The 16369-nt window shown below is 49.7% G+C and carries 12 protein-coding genes; 9 read left to right on the top strand and 3 right to left on the bottom strand.

Annotated features, from left to right (window positions below; translation table 11 throughout):
* The first annotated feature begins 108 nt into the window (after positions 1-108).
* Positions 109-5067: a GAF domain-containing protein gene (locus RMO27_RS08910; protein ID WP_309731480.1), complete on the top strand. Its 4959-nt coding sequence runs from the start codon at positions 109-111 to the stop codon at positions 5065-5067.
* A gap of 74 nt (positions 5068-5141) precedes the next feature.
* Here the strand turns inward: RMO27_RS08910 and RMO27_RS08905 are convergent, their stop codons facing one another.
* On the bottom strand, positions 5142-5612 hold the full coding sequence (locus RMO27_RS08905) for a tetratricopeptide repeat protein (RefSeq protein WP_309731478.1): 471 nt from the start codon (positions 5610-5612) through the stop codon (positions 5142-5144).
* A gap of 198 nt (positions 5613-5810) precedes the next feature.
* Here RMO27_RS08905 and RMO27_RS08900 point away from each other — a divergent pair, with 198 nt between their 5' ends.
* The 5 genes from RMO27_RS08900 to RMO27_RS08880 all read left to right on the top strand — a co-directional run bounded on the left by RMO27_RS08900 (position 5811) and on the right by RMO27_RS08880 (position 10752).
* A complete protein-coding gene (locus tag RMO27_RS08900; protein ID WP_309731476.1) occupies positions 5811-6764 on the top strand; it encodes a M48 family metallopeptidase in 954 nt (317 codons plus the stop codon).
* A 178-nt stretch (positions 6765-6942) separates the two neighbouring features.
* Positions 6943-7941, top strand: coding sequence for a fatty acid desaturase (locus RMO27_RS08895; RefSeq protein ID WP_309731474.1), 999 nt, complete (start codon positions 6943-6945; stop codon positions 7939-7941).
* Positions 7942-8136: 195 nt separating this feature from the next.
* Positions 8137-9345 carry a DUF4336 domain-containing protein gene (locus RMO27_RS08890; protein ID WP_309731472.1) on the top strand — a complete coding sequence of 403 codons (1209 nt, stop codon included), beginning with the start codon at positions 8137-8139 and terminating at the stop codon, positions 9343-9345.
* Positions 9346-9398: 53 nt separating this feature from the next.
* A complete protein-coding gene (locus tag RMO27_RS08885) occupies positions 9399-9980 on the top strand; it encodes a hypothetical protein (protein ID WP_309731471.1) in 582 nt (193 codons plus the stop codon).
* 52 nt (positions 9981-10032) lie between these two features.
* Entirely contained in the window at positions 10033-10752 is a 720-nt protein-coding gene (locus RMO27_RS08880) for an ankyrin repeat domain-containing protein (protein ID WP_309731469.1), read from the top strand.
* A 122-nt stretch (positions 10753-10874) separates the two neighbouring features.
* Here RMO27_RS08880 and RMO27_RS08875 read toward each other — a convergent pair whose 3' ends face one another.
* Positions 10875-12692: an ABC transporter ATP-binding protein gene (locus RMO27_RS08875; protein ID WP_309731468.1), complete on the bottom strand. Its 1818-nt coding sequence runs from the start codon at positions 12690-12692 to the stop codon at positions 10875-10877.
* A gap of 331 nt (positions 12693-13023) precedes the next feature.
* On the opposite strand from RMO27_RS08875, the gene RMO27_RS08870 reads away from it, so the two are divergent.
* The 3 genes from RMO27_RS08870 to RMO27_RS08860 all read left to right on the top strand — a co-directional run bounded on the left by RMO27_RS08870 (position 13024) and on the right by RMO27_RS08860 (position 15576).
* On the top strand, positions 13024-14220 hold the full coding sequence (locus RMO27_RS08870) for a homocysteine biosynthesis protein (protein WP_309731466.1): 1197 nt from the start codon (positions 13024-13026) through the stop codon (positions 14218-14220).
* 193 nt (positions 14221-14413) lie between these two features.
* Positions 14414-14902: a pantetheine-phosphate adenylyltransferase gene (gene coaD, locus RMO27_RS08865; protein ID WP_309731464.1), complete on the top strand. Its 489-nt coding sequence runs from the start codon at positions 14414-14416 to the stop codon at positions 14900-14902.
* Positions 14875-15576, top strand: a complete 702-nt coding sequence (locus RMO27_RS08860) for a hypothetical protein (protein ID WP_309731463.1) — start codon at positions 14875-14877, stop codon at positions 15574-15576. Before coaD ends, RMO27_RS08860 begins: the two co-directional genes overlap by 28 nt.
* A 54-nt stretch (positions 15577-15630) precedes the next feature.
* Here RMO27_RS08860 and RMO27_RS08855 read toward each other — a convergent pair.
* A partial coding sequence (locus RMO27_RS08855) for a metallophosphoesterase (RefSeq protein ID WP_309731462.1) occupies positions 15631-16369 on the bottom strand: 739 nt, incomplete at its 5' end.

Below are 16369 nucleotides of genomic sequence, written 5' to 3'. Positions count from 1 at the left end.
TACAGCGAAAATCTCAGCCCGATCGAATTTCCAAAAACTAGCTTGTTGCTACTGAGAACTTTAAACTAAAATTAAGGGCGTGGATCTTCAGCAACAAGGGTCATTGTCATGTTATGTCCAGACCAAGAAGTACCTGCCGATCGAATTTTTGTCAAGGCTAGCACAATGGCGATCGAGAACGCTGACGATCGCGCAGAAATAGACCGATGCATCGAGGCTGTAACCGGATTAGAGCGGTCTGGTACCAATGGGATCGACAGAGCAGGTAAAGCTCTGCCAGATCCGCTCGATCTACCGCCGCCGCCCTCGATCGATCGTCCGCGAATTATCCTCGCTGATGATGATGCCGATACGTGCGATTATCTACGGCAGTTGTTGAGCCAATCTTATCAGGTGGAAATTGCCGTAGATGGTGTGGAGGCAATGGCGGCGATCGATCGCCAAATGCCGGATTTGGTGTTGACAGATGTGCTGATGCCCAAGCTGGATGGCTTGGAGTTGTTGCGATCGATCCGTGCTAATCCAGCAACTCAGGATCTCCCCGTCATTCTGTTATCTGGCTATGCTAAAGAAGAATCGCGCATCGCTGGACTCGAAACAGGCGCGGATGACTATATCATCAAGCCGTTTTCGCCGCGCGAACTAGTCGCGCGGGTGGATGCTACGCTCAAACTAGCCCGAATCCGATTGAGTGCGCGCGATCGCGAACGGGCATTACAACAAGAAACCGATACAGCAAAAGCCAATCTCGATCGGATCGTCGCGAATATTAACAATGGCTTTGCGACATTCGATCGGCAGTGGCGGTATACCTATGCCAATAATCGCCTGTTAGAAATTTTTGAGTTGCCCCGTGAAAAAGTCTTGGGCAAACAAGCCTGGGAAGTATTCCCGCATCAAGTAGGCATCGAGTTTTTCGATCTCCTCAACCGCGCGATGACCGAACGGGTGGAGGCGCAGTTCGAGTATTATTACGCGCAGGTAGATTGCTGGGTGGAGCATCGCGTTTATCCCACCGATGACGGACTGGCGATCTTGATGGCGGACGTGAGCGAACGCAAACGCGCGGAACTGCTGTCGATCGAACAAACCAAACTGCTAGAATTAGCCGCTGCGGAGCTGCGCGAGTCAGAGATCGAATACCATACCCTATTTGAGTCGATCGATGAGGGCTTTTGTATGGTGGAAATGCGCTTTGATGCCCAAGAGCAGCCAGTCGATTATCGGTTCGTCCAGGTCAATCCATCATTCTTCAGCCTGACGGGATTACCCGCAGACGCAGTGGGCAGAACGGCGCGCGAACTGATTCCCGATCTCGAAGACTTTTGGATGGAAACTTATGGCAAGGTCGCGCTGACGGGGGCAGCGGTGCGGTTTGAAAACCATTCCGCACCGATGAACCGTTGGTTTGATGTGTATGCTGCTAGGGTTGGCGATGCCGCTAGCCACCGCGTCGCGATCGTGTTTACCAACATCACGGAGCGCAAACAAGCAGAAAAAATTTCGCAGCGCGCTGCGAAATTTGATGCTTTTCGGATCGCCCTGGCTGATGCCCTCCGTCCACTTGCCAACCCCGTCGAGATCCAAGTTACTGCTAGCCGCTTACTGGGCGATTACCTGGGTGCAAATCGGGTCATGTACTTTGAGGTGCGCGGTACCGATTATGTTATCGATCGCGATTATGTTAATGGTGTGAGATCGATGTGCGGCAGCTACCCGATCAATTCGTTCGGCTCTACCGTACTGGCGGCATTACGTAATGGTCAGTCCCTATCTGCCGCTGATGTCGCATCAGCACCCAACCTATTCCCAGAGCAGAGAGTGGCTTATGCTACGGCTCAGATTGGTGCCTACATCGTTATCCCCCTGCTCAAAAGCGGTGACTTCGTTGCGGGACTTACAGCCCATACGTCTGAGCCGAGAGAGTGGACCCCAGACGAACTAAATCTAGCTGAAGAAGTCGCCGAGCGGACGTGGGCGGCGGTCGAACGCGCTCGTGCCGAAGTAGCCATGCGGGAGTCGGAAGCAAAGTATCGCAGCTTGTTCGAGTCGATCGATGAGGGCTACATTCTGATTGAGATGCTTTTTGATGCTACCGATCGACCGATTGACTTCCGGTATCTAGATGCAAATCCAGCCGCAGTACAAATGCTGGGTGGAAATCCGATCGGACGGCAGGCACGGGAATTTTTCCCCAGCGTAGAAGCGCATTGGATTGAAACGCTCGGTCGCGTTGCTCAGACAGGTATCGGCGAACGTCACGAGTTGGATGCCTCATCGCTGGGTGCCTGGTACAATTTCTATGCCTTCAGCATCGACAATGCCGACAGTCGGCGCGTGGCGGTGATTTTTGAGGATATAACTGTGCGCAAACGCGACGAAGCAAATACAGCCTTTTTAGCCACAATTCAGGACGACTTTGCCCGACTCATCACCGCTGATGAAATTATGCAGATAGTAGGCGAAAAGCTGAGTCGATATCTCGATACCTCACAATGTCTGTTTACCGAAATCGATGAGGCGCAAGATCGGGCAATCGTAGAGTACAACTGGCATAGCGCAGATACGCTGGACTTAGTTGGTACTTATCAGCTCTGTGAGTTTGTCAGTGCGGAATTTTACCGCGCGGCACGAGCGAGAGAAACGATCGTCGTCGGCAATACCCAAACTGATGCGCGGACTAATGCAGACAGATATGCTGCCTTTAATGTTCATGCGTTTGTAAATGTACCGTTTCATCGCGGTAACAACTGGAAATATTTGCTGACAATTAATGATGTGCGATCGCGTGATTGGCGCGAGGATGAGATCGAGCTGATTTATGAAGTAGCCAATCGCCTCTTCCCCCGCGTCGAACGCGCCCGCGCCGAAGCCGAAGTTGCCGCCAACCTCCGCGATACCCAACTCCTCCGCGAACTAGGCGCACGACTGGTAAGCGAAGATGATTCCCAAACTCTCTATCGCGAGATTCTAGCTGCGGCGATCGATCTGACTGGTGCCGATGCAGGCACGATCCAAATTCTCGACGAGCAGACGCAAGATTTGTGCCTGATTGCTTCACAAGGGTTCGAGTCATCCATGACAGATCGTTTCATGCGGGTAGATGCTAGTTCGGATACCTCCTGCGGCATCGCGATCGGTAGCGGTACTCGGACGTTTGTAGACTTCGACGCGCCGCACCCAGACCCGCATGGCTCGCTGCGGCTGCATGTGGAAGCAGGCTTGTTATCCGCTCAGTCTACCCCACTGATTTCGCGCACGGGTAAACCGATCGGCATGGTGTCTACTCATTGGCGCACTCGCCACCGACCGAGCGATCGCCAGCTCCAGTTTCTCGATTTACTCGCCCGTCAAGCCGCCGATACGATCGAGCAGCGACAAACTACAGCGGCATTACGCGAGCGGGAGGAGCAATTGCGCCTAGCGACCGAATCCTCCAAGTTAGGCATGTGGTTCTGGAATCTCGAAACCGATACCCTCACCTGGACGGAGCAGTGTAAAGCGATCTTCGGCTTACCTGCGGCTGCGGATATGTCCTACGAAATTTTTATCGCTGCCCTCCATCCCGACGATCGCCAGCGCACTCAGGCAGCGGTGATTCGATCGATGGCGGAGCAGGCAGATTACGATATCGAATACCGCTCCTGTTGGCCGGATGGGACGATCCATTGGATTGCGGCGAAAGGTTCTTGTACATATAACACTACTGGCACACCGATCCAGATGCTGGGTGTCGCGATCGATATCACCGAGCGCAAACGGGTAGAGGAAGCACTGCGCGCTAGTGAGGCGCAACTAGCAGCAGAGGTAGTCGATATGCAGCAGTTACAGCAGATCAGCAGTCAGTTGATTAGCGAAGACAATATCGATGCCCTGTATGAGCAAATCGTCGATGCGGCGATCGCCTTAATGGATGCCGATCTCGGTACCGTCTACACGCTCGACCCCGACCGGAATCAGCTACGGCTGCTAGCATCGCGGGGTTTGCATCCAGCAGCGGTAGAGCGTTGGCAATCGGTGAGCCTTGATGCAAATACTGCTAGCGGTAAGGCTGCCGCAACTGGCGAACCGACATTCATCAGCGATCTCGAAACCTGCAATTTGCCGTTTGGGTCAGTAGACCTCGATTGTGCTCGGCTGAGTGGGATTAGAGCGGTACAGTCCACACCACTAATTTCGCGCAATGGTCGGATCGTCGGTACGATCTGTACCCATTGGCGGATACCGCATCAGCCCACAGTCCGCAGACTGCGCTTGCTCGACGTACTCGCCCGACAGGTAGCCGACTTACTCGATCGGAAACAAGCCGAAGACTCCCTCGCCGAGCGCGCCCGCCAACTCGCCGATCTCAATAGTCGCCTCGCCCGATCGGAAATCCAGCTCCAAGAGCGCAATCAAGAGCTAAATAGCTTTGTCCACATCGTCTCTCACGACCTCAAAGCACCCCTGCGCGCCGTGGCGAACCTATCCCAATGGATTGAAGAAGATTTTGAAGGTGCGGTTTCGGCAAATACCGCAGCGCAAATGAATCTGCTCAGAGGTCGGATCTATCGGATGGAAGGGATGATCGATGGACTGCTCGAATATGCACGTGTCGGTCGCCAAGATGGTCAGTTAGAGCTAGTTGTGGTTGCGGAGTTAGTATCTGAAGTTATTGAATCGATCGAGCCACCACCGACCTTTGAGATCGACATCGCCGCCGCCCTACCCACCTTTGCCGCCAATCGACTGCTACTATCCCAAGTATTTGCAAACCTAATTAGTAATGCCTTCAAGCATCACGATAGGTCGGATGGCTGCATTCGGATTTCCAGTCGAGAGCTAGGCGATAGCTATGAATTTGCGATCTGTGATGATGGCCCAGGCATCGCACCAGAATATCGCGATCGAGTATTCATCATTTTCCAAGCCGCCAATCCTCAAAAAAATCCCGATAGCACGGGTATCGGTCTGAGCATCGTCAAAAAAATCGTCGAAACTGCCGGAGGGAAGATTTGGCTAGAGTCAGAACTGGGTAAGGGAACAACGTTCTACTTTACCTGGCCGCTGCGCCACTTGACAGACTGAATCATCGATCGCGTGGATAGACTGCTCGCCCCCCGCTAATCGAGTACTCGATCGCTGAGGAAAGTACTACATCGCTAGCTCAATCTGGCCGTACATTCAAGAATTAGACGTTGATTTTCGATCGCGTGCGGTTGGATATCCAGTGCTGCCCGAAACGCCCTAATCGCGGCTGAATAGTTGCCCAGCGCGGCATGACATAAGCCCAACCCATGCAGCGCGCCAAAATGAACGGGATTGAGGGCGAGTGCCATCTCGCAGTCGGCGATCGCCAGATCGTAGTCTTGAGTCATAAATTTGAGGACGGCGCGCCGATTCCAGGCTTCAGCAAAGTCTGGCAAGGCATCGACTAGATCGTCTAAAATTGATGTAGCAGCAGCCACATTACCTGCTGATAGCAATTTTTCACTCTCCTCGATCTGGGCGAGGGGAATCTTGCCTTTTTGCCAAAACCAAATACTCCAGAGTTGCCGCGTAGCGCGTTCGCGAATATTCGGATCGCTATTTTTTAAATCCAATAGTAACTTATCAACTAAATTTTGATTCATAGCGGCGATCGGTAACTTGTTCGAGTCTTAGTACGGAGATTAGAAAGATCGAAGATATCGAAAAACTCTGCTTGTACTCTCAATTCAGACAAAATATTACTAATTGTTTTTGATCGATAGCCGATCGATATAATAGAGATCGGGACTACAATCCAACATCTTGCTCCGAACAATTTCCAACTCTAATTTAGCACCCATATGGCTACTTATCCAGGTATTTCCAGCGAGGCTTTCAAACATCCTCTCGATCTGCAAGCAGAACAGGCGTTGCGAAGCGTACCTGGTTTTAATTTGGTCGCGAGTAAATTTGTCGAATTCATATATGAGCGTCCCCAATTAGTCTATCTGATGGGGAATAGCATTCAGGCTGGCCCCAGACAATACGCAACTATTTATGGCATGTTTCGAGAATGCGTGCGCGACTTGGATATTTATCCCGAACCACTATTATTTGTCAGTCAAAATCCCCAAGTCAATAGTTATGCCATGGGACAAGAAAATCCCTATATTGTCATCAATACTGGCTTGTTAGATCTACTCGAACCAGATGAAATCAAGACTGTCTTAGCCCACGAACTCGGACATATTAAGTGCGGACATACAATCTTGATCCAAATGGCGATGTGGGTGATGAATGCTGCTTCAGTCATCGGTGAAATGACCTTTGGACTAGGGAATATCGTCAGCAACGGGCTGATCGTGGCTTTTTATGAATGGCGGCGCAAGGCAGAGTTATCATCAGATCGAGCGGCATTATTGGTGATGGAAAATCCGCGTACGGTGATGAACACGATGATGAAAATTGCTGGTGGCAGCAAGGAATTCATCGATGAATGTAGTTTGGAAGAATTTATCAAACAATCAGAAAATTATCGCAATCTCGATGCCGACGGCTTGAATCAAATTTATAAAGCTTTGATGTATGTGGGTGTCAATGGGATGCTCAGTCATCCATTTCCGGTCGAACGCATTCACTATCTCCAAGAATGGACAAACTCGATCGAATATCAAGAAATTCGGCGCGGGAACTATCAACGAGTTACGGTCGATACGGTCGGTACCGAGCCGACTACGAGTGAAGCTGACCGCTTACAGAATGAGATCGACAAACTACAACAAGAAATCAACAGACAGCGAGATCGCGATCGATAGTTAAGTTAGAATATAGATTGAATTGTCTATTGCGGCGATCGTCAATTATTAATCTAACAAGCTGTGGTAACAAAAAATCTATTGTCAGAAATTAATGATCTCTCAAACTGAATATCTCAAGGTACTGCGACCACTCCTTCCCGAAATAGCCTTTAAACAAAACTTCCATAAATTATTTGTGCTCGCGATCAATTTCCTGATTTTAGGACTTGGTTGGGCGATCGCTCGTGACTTAGATCGATGGTCGATCGAGTGGTTATGGCTCTATCTACCTTTAAGTTTAGTAATGGGTAATAGCATTATTATCTGTTTATTTGCCGCCCACGATTCGATGCATGGTAGTACCATCAAACAGCCAGCTTTAAGATATCTAACCAGTTGTTTGGCTTTGGCACTGTTGTGGATGCCGCCGACGCTGTGGAAATCCGTCCACAATCACAAACATCATACCGAAACTAATGCGATCGGCGATCCGGATCGGATGTATTTAGTCGGCCAAAACGATACTTGGGGCAAGTGGATTCAAAATCTGTTCGTCCCATCTTCTGGCGTAAATTGGGCATTCTTGATCTTGGGGATGGCAACATCATGGGTGGTACATACTTTTCGCCACATCACGGCAATTTTGATCTTCAATCGCGATGATGTCGATTATGTGCCAGCACCAGTAGTTGTCAGTTCACGCAAACGTCAAACGATCGCGATCGAGTTAGTCGCAATTTGTATAATTCATCTAAGTATTCTCGCCATCCTCAAGTTTAATCCGCTGGCAATTTTATTAGCATATATATTGCCGCTGGGAATTGGTTATGCCGGGGTAATGTTTTATATTTATACCAATCATTTCCTCTGTCCGATGACAGATATTAACGATCCATTGGTAAATAGTGTCTCGTTAAAAATGCCCAAGATTTTTGACTTGTTACATTTTAATTTTTCCTATCATACCGAGCATCACTTATTTCCGAGCATTAATTCCGATTACTATCCCTTGGTACAGGAATTATTGCAAACTCACTATCCAGAATCTTATAATCTGATTCCAGTGGGTAAAGCATGGCAGTTATTGATGCAGACACCGCGACATTATCGCGATGAAATTACATTGACAGATAGTCTTGATCGGGAATCAGTAATTTGTCCGTGTGCCGTAATTTGCCTGGAGACTAGACTTTAGTCTCCGCTAACGATCCAAAGTCCGCCTGCTGATTCGAGGTTTAGCTAAATCTCGAATAAGAATATATAATTGACGATACACTTGCCCCAGATTGTGAAGTTGCGGTTTGGCGGAGTGGCCGATGCGAACGATTGCAGGTGGATAATTTGTGGAGATAGCGGTTGATGTACGGGTATGGCTGGAGGCGGATTTAGGGTGACTCTAGACGAACGAGTAAACACCGCCACGACAGCAACAAGATCGGCAGATCGATCGTGGCCATTTTGGTTGACATTGCCGATCTATCCTTACAATCAGCGGCGGACGATGCGGCGGGAAGTAGTACCAGAAACGATTTGGATATTCGAGCAGGTGCAGGGCATCTTTTATGTCGTCGTGCCGATTCGGATGACAGTCGTTAAGTTAGCTACTGGCGGCTTGTTCGTGTATGCACCCGTCGCCCCAACTGGCGAATGCTTGGAATTGGTAAATGAGCTAGTTGCCCTGCATGGGGATGTCAAATATATCATCCTGCCCACAATTTCGGGGTTGGAACATAAGGTTTTTGTCGGGCCATTTGCGCGTAAATTTCCGCAGGCACAAGTATGGGTAACTCCAGATCAGTGGAGTTTTCCAGTCAATTTGCCCTTGAGCTGGCTGGGTTTGCCGATCGATCGTACCCAGATTTTACCCGCAGATAGTCGTCAGACCCCCTTTGGGGATGAGTTCGATTATGCCATTCTTGACACGATCGATTTAGGGCCGGGACAGTTTGCCGAAGTTGCCTTTTTTCATCGCCGATCGCGGACACTATTAGTAACCGATACGATTATTTCGCTGCCGATTTCCCCACCCACTATTCTCGAACTCGAACCCTATCCCTTATTATTTCATGCCAGAGATCGCGCCAGCGATCCGATCGTCGATACCCCCGCCCATCGCCTGACTGGCTGGCAGCGGATCTGCCTGTTTGCGCTCTATTTCCAGCCCAGCGTCCTAGAAATTCGCAATTGGGGTGAAACCTTGCACGCCGCCTCAACTGCCCCAGCCCGCAGCAAACGCGACTATTTTGGGATCTATCCCTTTGACTGGCAGACTGATTGGCACCACAAGTTTGTCGAATTACAAGGCAATGGCCGCTTATTCGTCGCACCGATTCTCCAAACATTAATTCTCAATCGCGCTCCCCAGCAAACGATCGCTTGGGTCGATCGGGTCACCCAGTGGCAGTTCGATCGGATTATTTCCTGTCATTTTGAGTCACCAACGATCGCTACACCCCAAGCATTTAGATCGGCTTTTGCCTTTCTTGAAGGTCAATCCGGTTCCGTTGATTTACCAACAGCAGACACCCAGCTATTACGCCAAATCGATCGACAATTGGTGCGGTGGCGGATTATTTTCGCAGCTAAATGTAAAACCTAAATTGAAGTTAGTGTTGTATTCTAGCCTTAGTAAAAACTCGAACCAGGAAGATCGTGAACATACCCACTGCTGATTTTGCAACTATCTTAGATCGAGCTGCTGACTCTACCGATCGTCCGAGTGCTGATGTCCTCAAAGCTGCGCTGCAAGCAGCGGAACTAGCAGCAAGAAAAGATAAACTAGCGATTCCGTTTGGATCGTTACGCGGTGAATGGCGACTCTGTTTTGCCACAGGTGCAAGTAAAGATCAACAACGCGGCGGAATTAAATTGGGTCGCGGCTATTACCTGCCCAAATTCACCCCAGCATCGATTACTTTTACCCAACAAGCTGACTCGATCGAGGGGACTGTGACCAATCGATTATTAGTCGGCAGCATTCAGATCCAATTTAGCGGGCCGTGTCGTTATCCCGGCAAGAAGAATTTACTAGCATTTGATTTTACCGAAATTCAATTCAAGATCCTGGGTGTTAAAGTTTATCAAGGCAAAATTCGCAGTGGTAAACGCGGCCAACGAAATTTTGCCAAATTATCGGTGGCCAGCTTACCATTTTTTGCTTTTTTCTGGGCTAGCGAACAGGGGATTGCTGCACGCGGACGCGGTGGCGGATTAGCACTATGGGTACGCGATTGACTAAACAAAGTGAGTTCTAGGATTGGAGTCATTAGCAGGGGAGAACAGATCTGTGGATTCATCAGAAATAAAGCTACTTCAGGCCATTTTTCAAGGCGAACTAGCCCTCGTTCAGTCATTGCTAGTACAGGGAGCCAATCCCAATATTTATGGCACAATTAGCCCACGTCTAGTCGAGCTGAGCGATCGGGGGAATACACCGCTGATGTGGGCAGCAGACGAGGGTTTTGCGGCGATTGCGATCGCCCTATTAGATGCTGGAGCTGAGATCGATGCACGAAATGCGGCTAACTATACAGCCTTGCTGTATGCGACCGAATCCGGTCGAGTGGATGTCATGAAGTTACTCCTGGCGCGGGGAGCTGCTGTGGATGGCCGGAATGCTTGTCAAGAGACTGAACTCACGATCGCTGCCAGACTTGGTTTAACCGATACCTTGCCACATTTTCTCGAACGGGGTGCGGATCTTCACGCGACCAATTACATCGGAGACACTGCCCTCTATCTCGCTGCGGAAAATGGACATCTCTATGCGGTTAAGTTATTAATCGAGCGGGGCGCGATCGTAAATACCTGCAATCGGGGTGGGTGGACACCATTGATGATGGCTGCTGCGCGGGGAGACTTAGAAGTCATCGAGTTGCTATTGCAACATGGAGCGGATTTTACTCCTCAAAATAATTGGGGGGCTACTGCTCTCAGTGAAGCCCAGAAATCCTTTCGCTCTCGTCAAGCAGTCGCTCTACTCACCACTGCTGGTGCGCGGGCATAAGCAAGATCGGCTGCTGAATGTCAATGGTGGTGAAATTTTTGGTGAAACTGGGATTACGGTAGTGCAAAAAAAATATGGCGTTGCTGAATTGGGGTATGAAGCATGGATTTTGCCCTCACAAGTTAAGACGGCAGCACTCCAGATTCTTGCAGCGCGTGGAGTCGAGCGTAAACACCATGCTCCTGTACTAGCTCATCGTGCGTCCCCACTTCGACAATGCGCCCGCGATCCAATACCACAATTTTGTCAGCATCCCGGACAGTACTGAGTCGATGCGCGATAATCAGCATCGTTCTCGTCCCCGAAATCGAGCGCATGGCAAGCTGAATGGCACGTTCCGACTCATAATCGAGACTGGAAGTAGCCTCATCAAATACCAACACATTCGGATTGACAATCAGCGCGCGGGCAATCCCCAACCGCTGCCGCTGTCCTCCCGACAACCGTACGCCGCGCTCTCCTACCACCGTGGCATATCCTTGGGGCAGCTCGTGGATAAATTCATCGACCCGTGCCATTTGACAGGCTGCTGCCACTGCATCGTCATCGGCAGTGGGATTGCCGTAGCGGAGATTGTCCATAATCGAGCCATTGAAGATATCAACCTCCTGATGGACGATCGCCAACCGAGCACGATACGAGCCGATTGCCAGCGATCGCACATCGATACCATCGACACAAATGCGTCCCTGAGTCGGCTCAAAGTAACGCAATAATAACTTCACGAGCGTGGACTTGCCCGAACCCGATTTGCCAACTAGAGCGACGGTTTGATATGGCTCGATCGTCAGATTAATATCGTGCAAGATCGGTCGGTCTGGATCGTAACCGAAACTCAGCCGCTCGAACTCAATTTTACCTGCGAAATCATATGTCACCGTCGATCGCTCGACTAAGCTCAGATCGATCGCATCGCTGCCCACTGGCTCGTGCATAAACTCATGGAATCGCAACATCGAGGCATAGCGTCGGGCTAGGAACTCTGCCAAGATACTCAAGGGTTCTAACTCGGCATAAGCCATACTGGAGACTGTCAGCAACGTCACAAAATGACCTAAAGATAGTTCGCCACGTAGGGTAGCCAGCAGAGTCATCACCAATACGCCAAAGATGCAGCTTTGAACGACAGTCCGCTGCCACATATTCAACTGCACATAACTCTTATGAATCCGGTAGAGTACCACGGTTAACTCGCGATCTAGGCGTTGCCGTTGCCTGTCGAGTTCGTAGGGTTCGGCGGCAAAAGCTTTGACAGTTTTGATATTGGTAATAATTTCGGAGGTGCGGCTCTCAGTATTCTCCATATAACTATCCAGGAGTGCCTCGCGGTTGATGATATAGCGCAACCCTTTGAGACTAAATCCGAGAATCGCCGTAAATGAGAGGGCAAATGCGATCCCAATCCGCCATTCCAACAGACAAATGACCGTAAAAATGCCGAAGATTCTGACTAATTTCGGAATCAACTGTCCGGCAATTTCTGGATAAGTCCAAGTGTGGTTGGTTAACCCGCGTGCGACTCTTCCGGCAATCCGACCAGGGTTATTTTCATCGTAAAAAGATAGGGGCAAGGTGAGAATTTTTTGGATCGTCAGATCGGCACGATCTCGTCTCGCTCGCAGCGGGATCGCCCAGTGGAACCAACTCCCAATCCAGGGCTGAATCGGTGCGCGCACGACAGATACGACAAAGACGATCGCCAACAGCAGGACTAACGATAAGTCGGTTGATGCTGGCAGATTGAAGCTAGTGGAGATCGTACTAATGAGTGCCACTAAAGGCGCGTCGAGCGGTTGCTTGGAGAGGACATTGAGAATTTGACCGATCGCATAGGGTACTGTGAGATCCACCACCTCAAACAGACTCGAAGCGGCAATGCTAATGGCCGCGATCGTCCCATAACCCCGAAAATATCCGATAATATCCCGATAAGATGCCACGCTCTGACTCCCAGAATCTCAAAATTAGCTGCTAACGATTCAGCTACCTTACCGCTTAGAAGCAGCCAGCGATCGATCGTATAGATACCTATAACAGCATACTTTACGAATATTAGAGTTGGGTTGGCATTTGGGGAGCGGTAACTTCGATTCGACTCTACCACTCGGTTGTGACAACTAACCAATTAAGGATCGCGAGATCGTGAGTAAAAATTGTTTTGGGGCAATGTGAGTGCGCTGGTAAAAAGTAGTCAAAATTAGGTATGGTCAAACACTAACTAACTCAACTCTATCCCTGATCCCCTACCTCCTAACCTCTACCCCCTAATTCATGAAAACGATCGACCAAATCAACGACAAAATCAGCAGCCAACAAGCGGTAGTCTGGACGGTAGACGAGGTAAAACTGAAAGTTGCGGAATTGGGGATCGCCAAAATTGCCGAGCTGGTAGACGTAATTACGACTGGCAGTTTTGAACCGATGGAATCATCAGGGGCAATTCTCAATCTCGGACATACCGATCCGCCGATTAAGATTCGATCGTGTACGTTAGATGGAGTGCCTGCTTATGCGGGTTTTGGGGCGGTCGATCTCTATCTTGGCGCAACCCAATTAGTCGATTATGCGGGCGAGATCGGGGATGGTGACGATCGCAAAGAGCGGGGTGGTGCCCATGTGATCGCCGATTTAATTGCTGGCAAAAGTGTTGCATTGCGGGCGATCGGCCAAGGTACTGATTGCTATCCGCGCGCGACCTTCGATACGACGATTACCAAAGATACGATCAATCAATTTTATCTCTACAATCCCCGTAATCTCTACCAAAACTTCGTCGTCGGGGTCAATGGGGGCGATCGGCAGTTGTACACCTATTTAGGCCCCTTACAGCCACGATTGGGGAATGCGGTCTACTCGAATACTGGGGCAATCTCCCCGCTCCTCAACGATCCCGATCTCGATGTGATTGGCATCGGCACGCGGATTTGGTTGGGTGGGGGAATTGGTTATGTGGCGTGGGAAGGTACCCAGCATTTTCCGCTCCAAAAGCGGGGTGAAAATCGGACACCGATCGGTCCCGGTGCGACTTTGGCTTTAATTGGCGATGCCAAACAGATGGATCCCAACTGGGTGCGTGGCTGCTATCTCAAAAATTATGGCCCCTCGTTGATGTTGGGTGTCGGGGTGCCGATTCCGGTCTTAAATGCCGATATCGTGCAGCGGTGTGCAGTACAGGATCGGGAAATCCTCGCGCCGATCGTCGATTTTTCGATTCCGCGTCGCGTGCGACCGACATTTGGACTCGTCAGCTACGAGCAGCTCAAGTCGGGCAAGATTAAAATCGAAGGCAAAACAGTTAGAGTTGCACCATTGGCGAGTATTTATCGATCGCGACAGGTGGCAATCGCGCTCAAAGCGGCGATCGATCGCGGTGAATTTTTGTTGACAGCGGCGGTAGCTGCATTGCCGCGAGATCGGGCTTTTATCCCTCAAGATCGCCGTCAGATGCCTAGCTTATTAGAAGACTGATTTCCGGCGGTAGGCATCATATTTGGTATCGTAGGTATCAAATTATTCATGAGTTGCTAACAATTGTCGATCTAACTGTGAAGAAATTATAAAATATTGGAGATATCCAGAGCAGCAGTCGTAAATTGTTTCTAACATTAGCTTCTACTTAAGATCTAATTTTTTGTGGTCAACGAATTAATTCTAACCAATAGTGATTGCAATTTACCCTGGTAGTTTCGACCCGATTACACTCGGTCATTTAGATATTATCGAACGGGGCAGCAAATTGTTCGATCGGGTAGTAGTAGCGGTACTACGAAATCCTGGTAAAACACCATTATTTACGGTCGAACAACGTCTCGGTCAAATTCGCACAGCTACCAAACATTTACCCCAAGTAGAAGTAGATAGCTTTGAGGGATTGACCGTTACTTATGCGAATCTACTTGGCGCGCGTGTCCTGCTCAGAGGACTCCGAGTGCTGTCTGATTTCGAGAAAGAACTGCAAATGGCACACACAAATAAAACCTTGTCTACAGAGATCGAGACGGTATTTTTAGCAACTTCCACGGAGTATGGTTTCTTGAGCAGCAGCATCGTGAAAGAAATTGCTAGATTCAACGGTTCGATCGACCATCTCGTCTCACCTCATGTTGCGTCAGATATCTACCAATGTTACAACAAAACCACCCATTCTTAGCAGACGAAATCTACTCCGGTATTCTCGGAGATTCCCGGACACAGCGGTTCATCGATCGGGCAATCGAAACTGAAATTGCCCCAGCAACATTCGAGTCCTTGGATGTATTTGCAGCCATCGAAGGCTTGGAAACCCGCATCTTGCAAAGTCCTCGCGTGCCCTTGACGGGTAAAACGATGGTCAACGAGGAAGAGCTATTAGAACAACTCGATTCGATTCGCTTGAATTTGCCCGAAATCGTAGTTACCGCCCAGGAAATTGTCAATTATAGAGAGCACTTGATCCAATCAGCACAGCAACAAGCCCAGCAAATTATCGCTGAAGCCAATCAACGGGCTTATCAAGTTGCCAATGAATTGGGGATTATCGATCGAGCCGAGCAAGAAGCTAGGCAGATCGAGGAAATCGCGCTCGCTGAATGCGATCGACTTAGGCAACAGACGATCCTAGAAGCACAAAGCCTGCGCGATCTCAACAGCCAAGAAATGGAACGCCTCCGCGCCCGCGTGACGAGTGAATGTCAGCAAATCCAGGCTGGTGCGGATGAATATGCTGATCGAGTTTTGCATGAAATGGAAGATCGACTGACAGATATCCTCCAAGTCATCCAACGCGGTCGCAACCGTCTCAATCCAGAGCGCACTGGCACTAATCCAGATCGAAAGCTACAGTAGACTCGCCATCGCCACGCTAGCCACGATGGCATTCCAGCGGCCACTCCCACCAAGTTAAAGATGGTGGAGCACGATGACCGAGACTTCTGGACGACAGTTAAATCGCGCTGGTGGTGGGCCAGTCGTACCGACACCGGGACTCACATAGAGTTGCATTCCCCCTAGTTCGTAGAGTCCATTAATATATTTTTTGCCCCAGACTGGGGTGATTCTGGGTGCAAACGGCAAGACGATTTGGCCGCCGTGAGAATGTCCCGAAAGTTGCAGCTCAAATCGATAGCTAGCCGCCGCGATATCGCCAAAATCAGGTTCGTGAGCTAGCAAGATATTCGCGCCAGTATTCGGTAATTGGGCGATTGTCTTGGGGAGATCTGCGTATTTGAGCCAGACATCGTCTACCCCAGCGATATTTAACAAGTGCCCTTGCCGATCGATCGACTGGACGCTATTATTTAACAATTTGACATGACCCGTCTGAAGTGCACGTTCGATCAAGCGACTACCCTTAAGATCTGCACGATCGTGATTGCCCATAGTCGCAATGACGCCATCTTTGGCTTTGAGCTGACTAAACGCATTCGCGAGCATTTCTTCCGATTTGCCAGCATCATTGGTAATATAGTCCCCAGTGAGGACGATCAGATCTGGCTGTTGCTGACTGGCGACGTTGGCAACTTTGGCTAGTTGCTGGCGATTCATAATGGCCGAACGCGCGTGCAGATCGGTCAGTTGCACGATCTTATAGCCTTCAAACACCGGATCTAATCCAGCGATCGTCACATCGACTTGTTTG

The organism is Chamaesiphon sp. OTE_75_metabat_556, assembly GCF_031378165.1.
Classification (GTDB): domain Bacteria; phylum Cyanobacteriota; class Cyanobacteriia; order Cyanobacteriales; family Chamaesiphonaceae; genus Chamaesiphon.
The sequence above is the reverse complement of the archived record's forward strand: the minus strand, read 5'-3'. Positions and strand labels throughout refer to the sequence as shown.

Bases quoted from the DNA above. Each gene is read 5' to 3' on its own strand.
- RMO27_RS08910 (WP_309731480.1), top strand. From the start codon at position 109: ATGTTATGTCCAGACCAAGAAGTACCTGCCGATCGAATTTTTGTCAAG.
- RMO27_RS08905 (WP_309731478.1), bottom strand. From the start codon at position 5,612: ATGAATCAAAATTTAGTTGATAAGTTACTATTGGATTTAAAAAATAGC.
- RMO27_RS08900 (WP_309731476.1), top strand. From the start codon at position 5,811: ATGGCTACTTATCCAGGTATTTCCAGCGAGGCTTTCAAACATCCTCTC.
- RMO27_RS08870 (WP_309731466.1), top strand. From the start codon at position 13,024: ATGAAAACGATCGACCAAATCAACGACAAAATCAGCAGCCAACAAGCG.
- RMO27_RS08860 (WP_309731463.1), top strand. From the start codon at position 14,875: ATGTTACAACAAAACCACCCATTCTTAGCAGACGAAATCTACTCCGGT.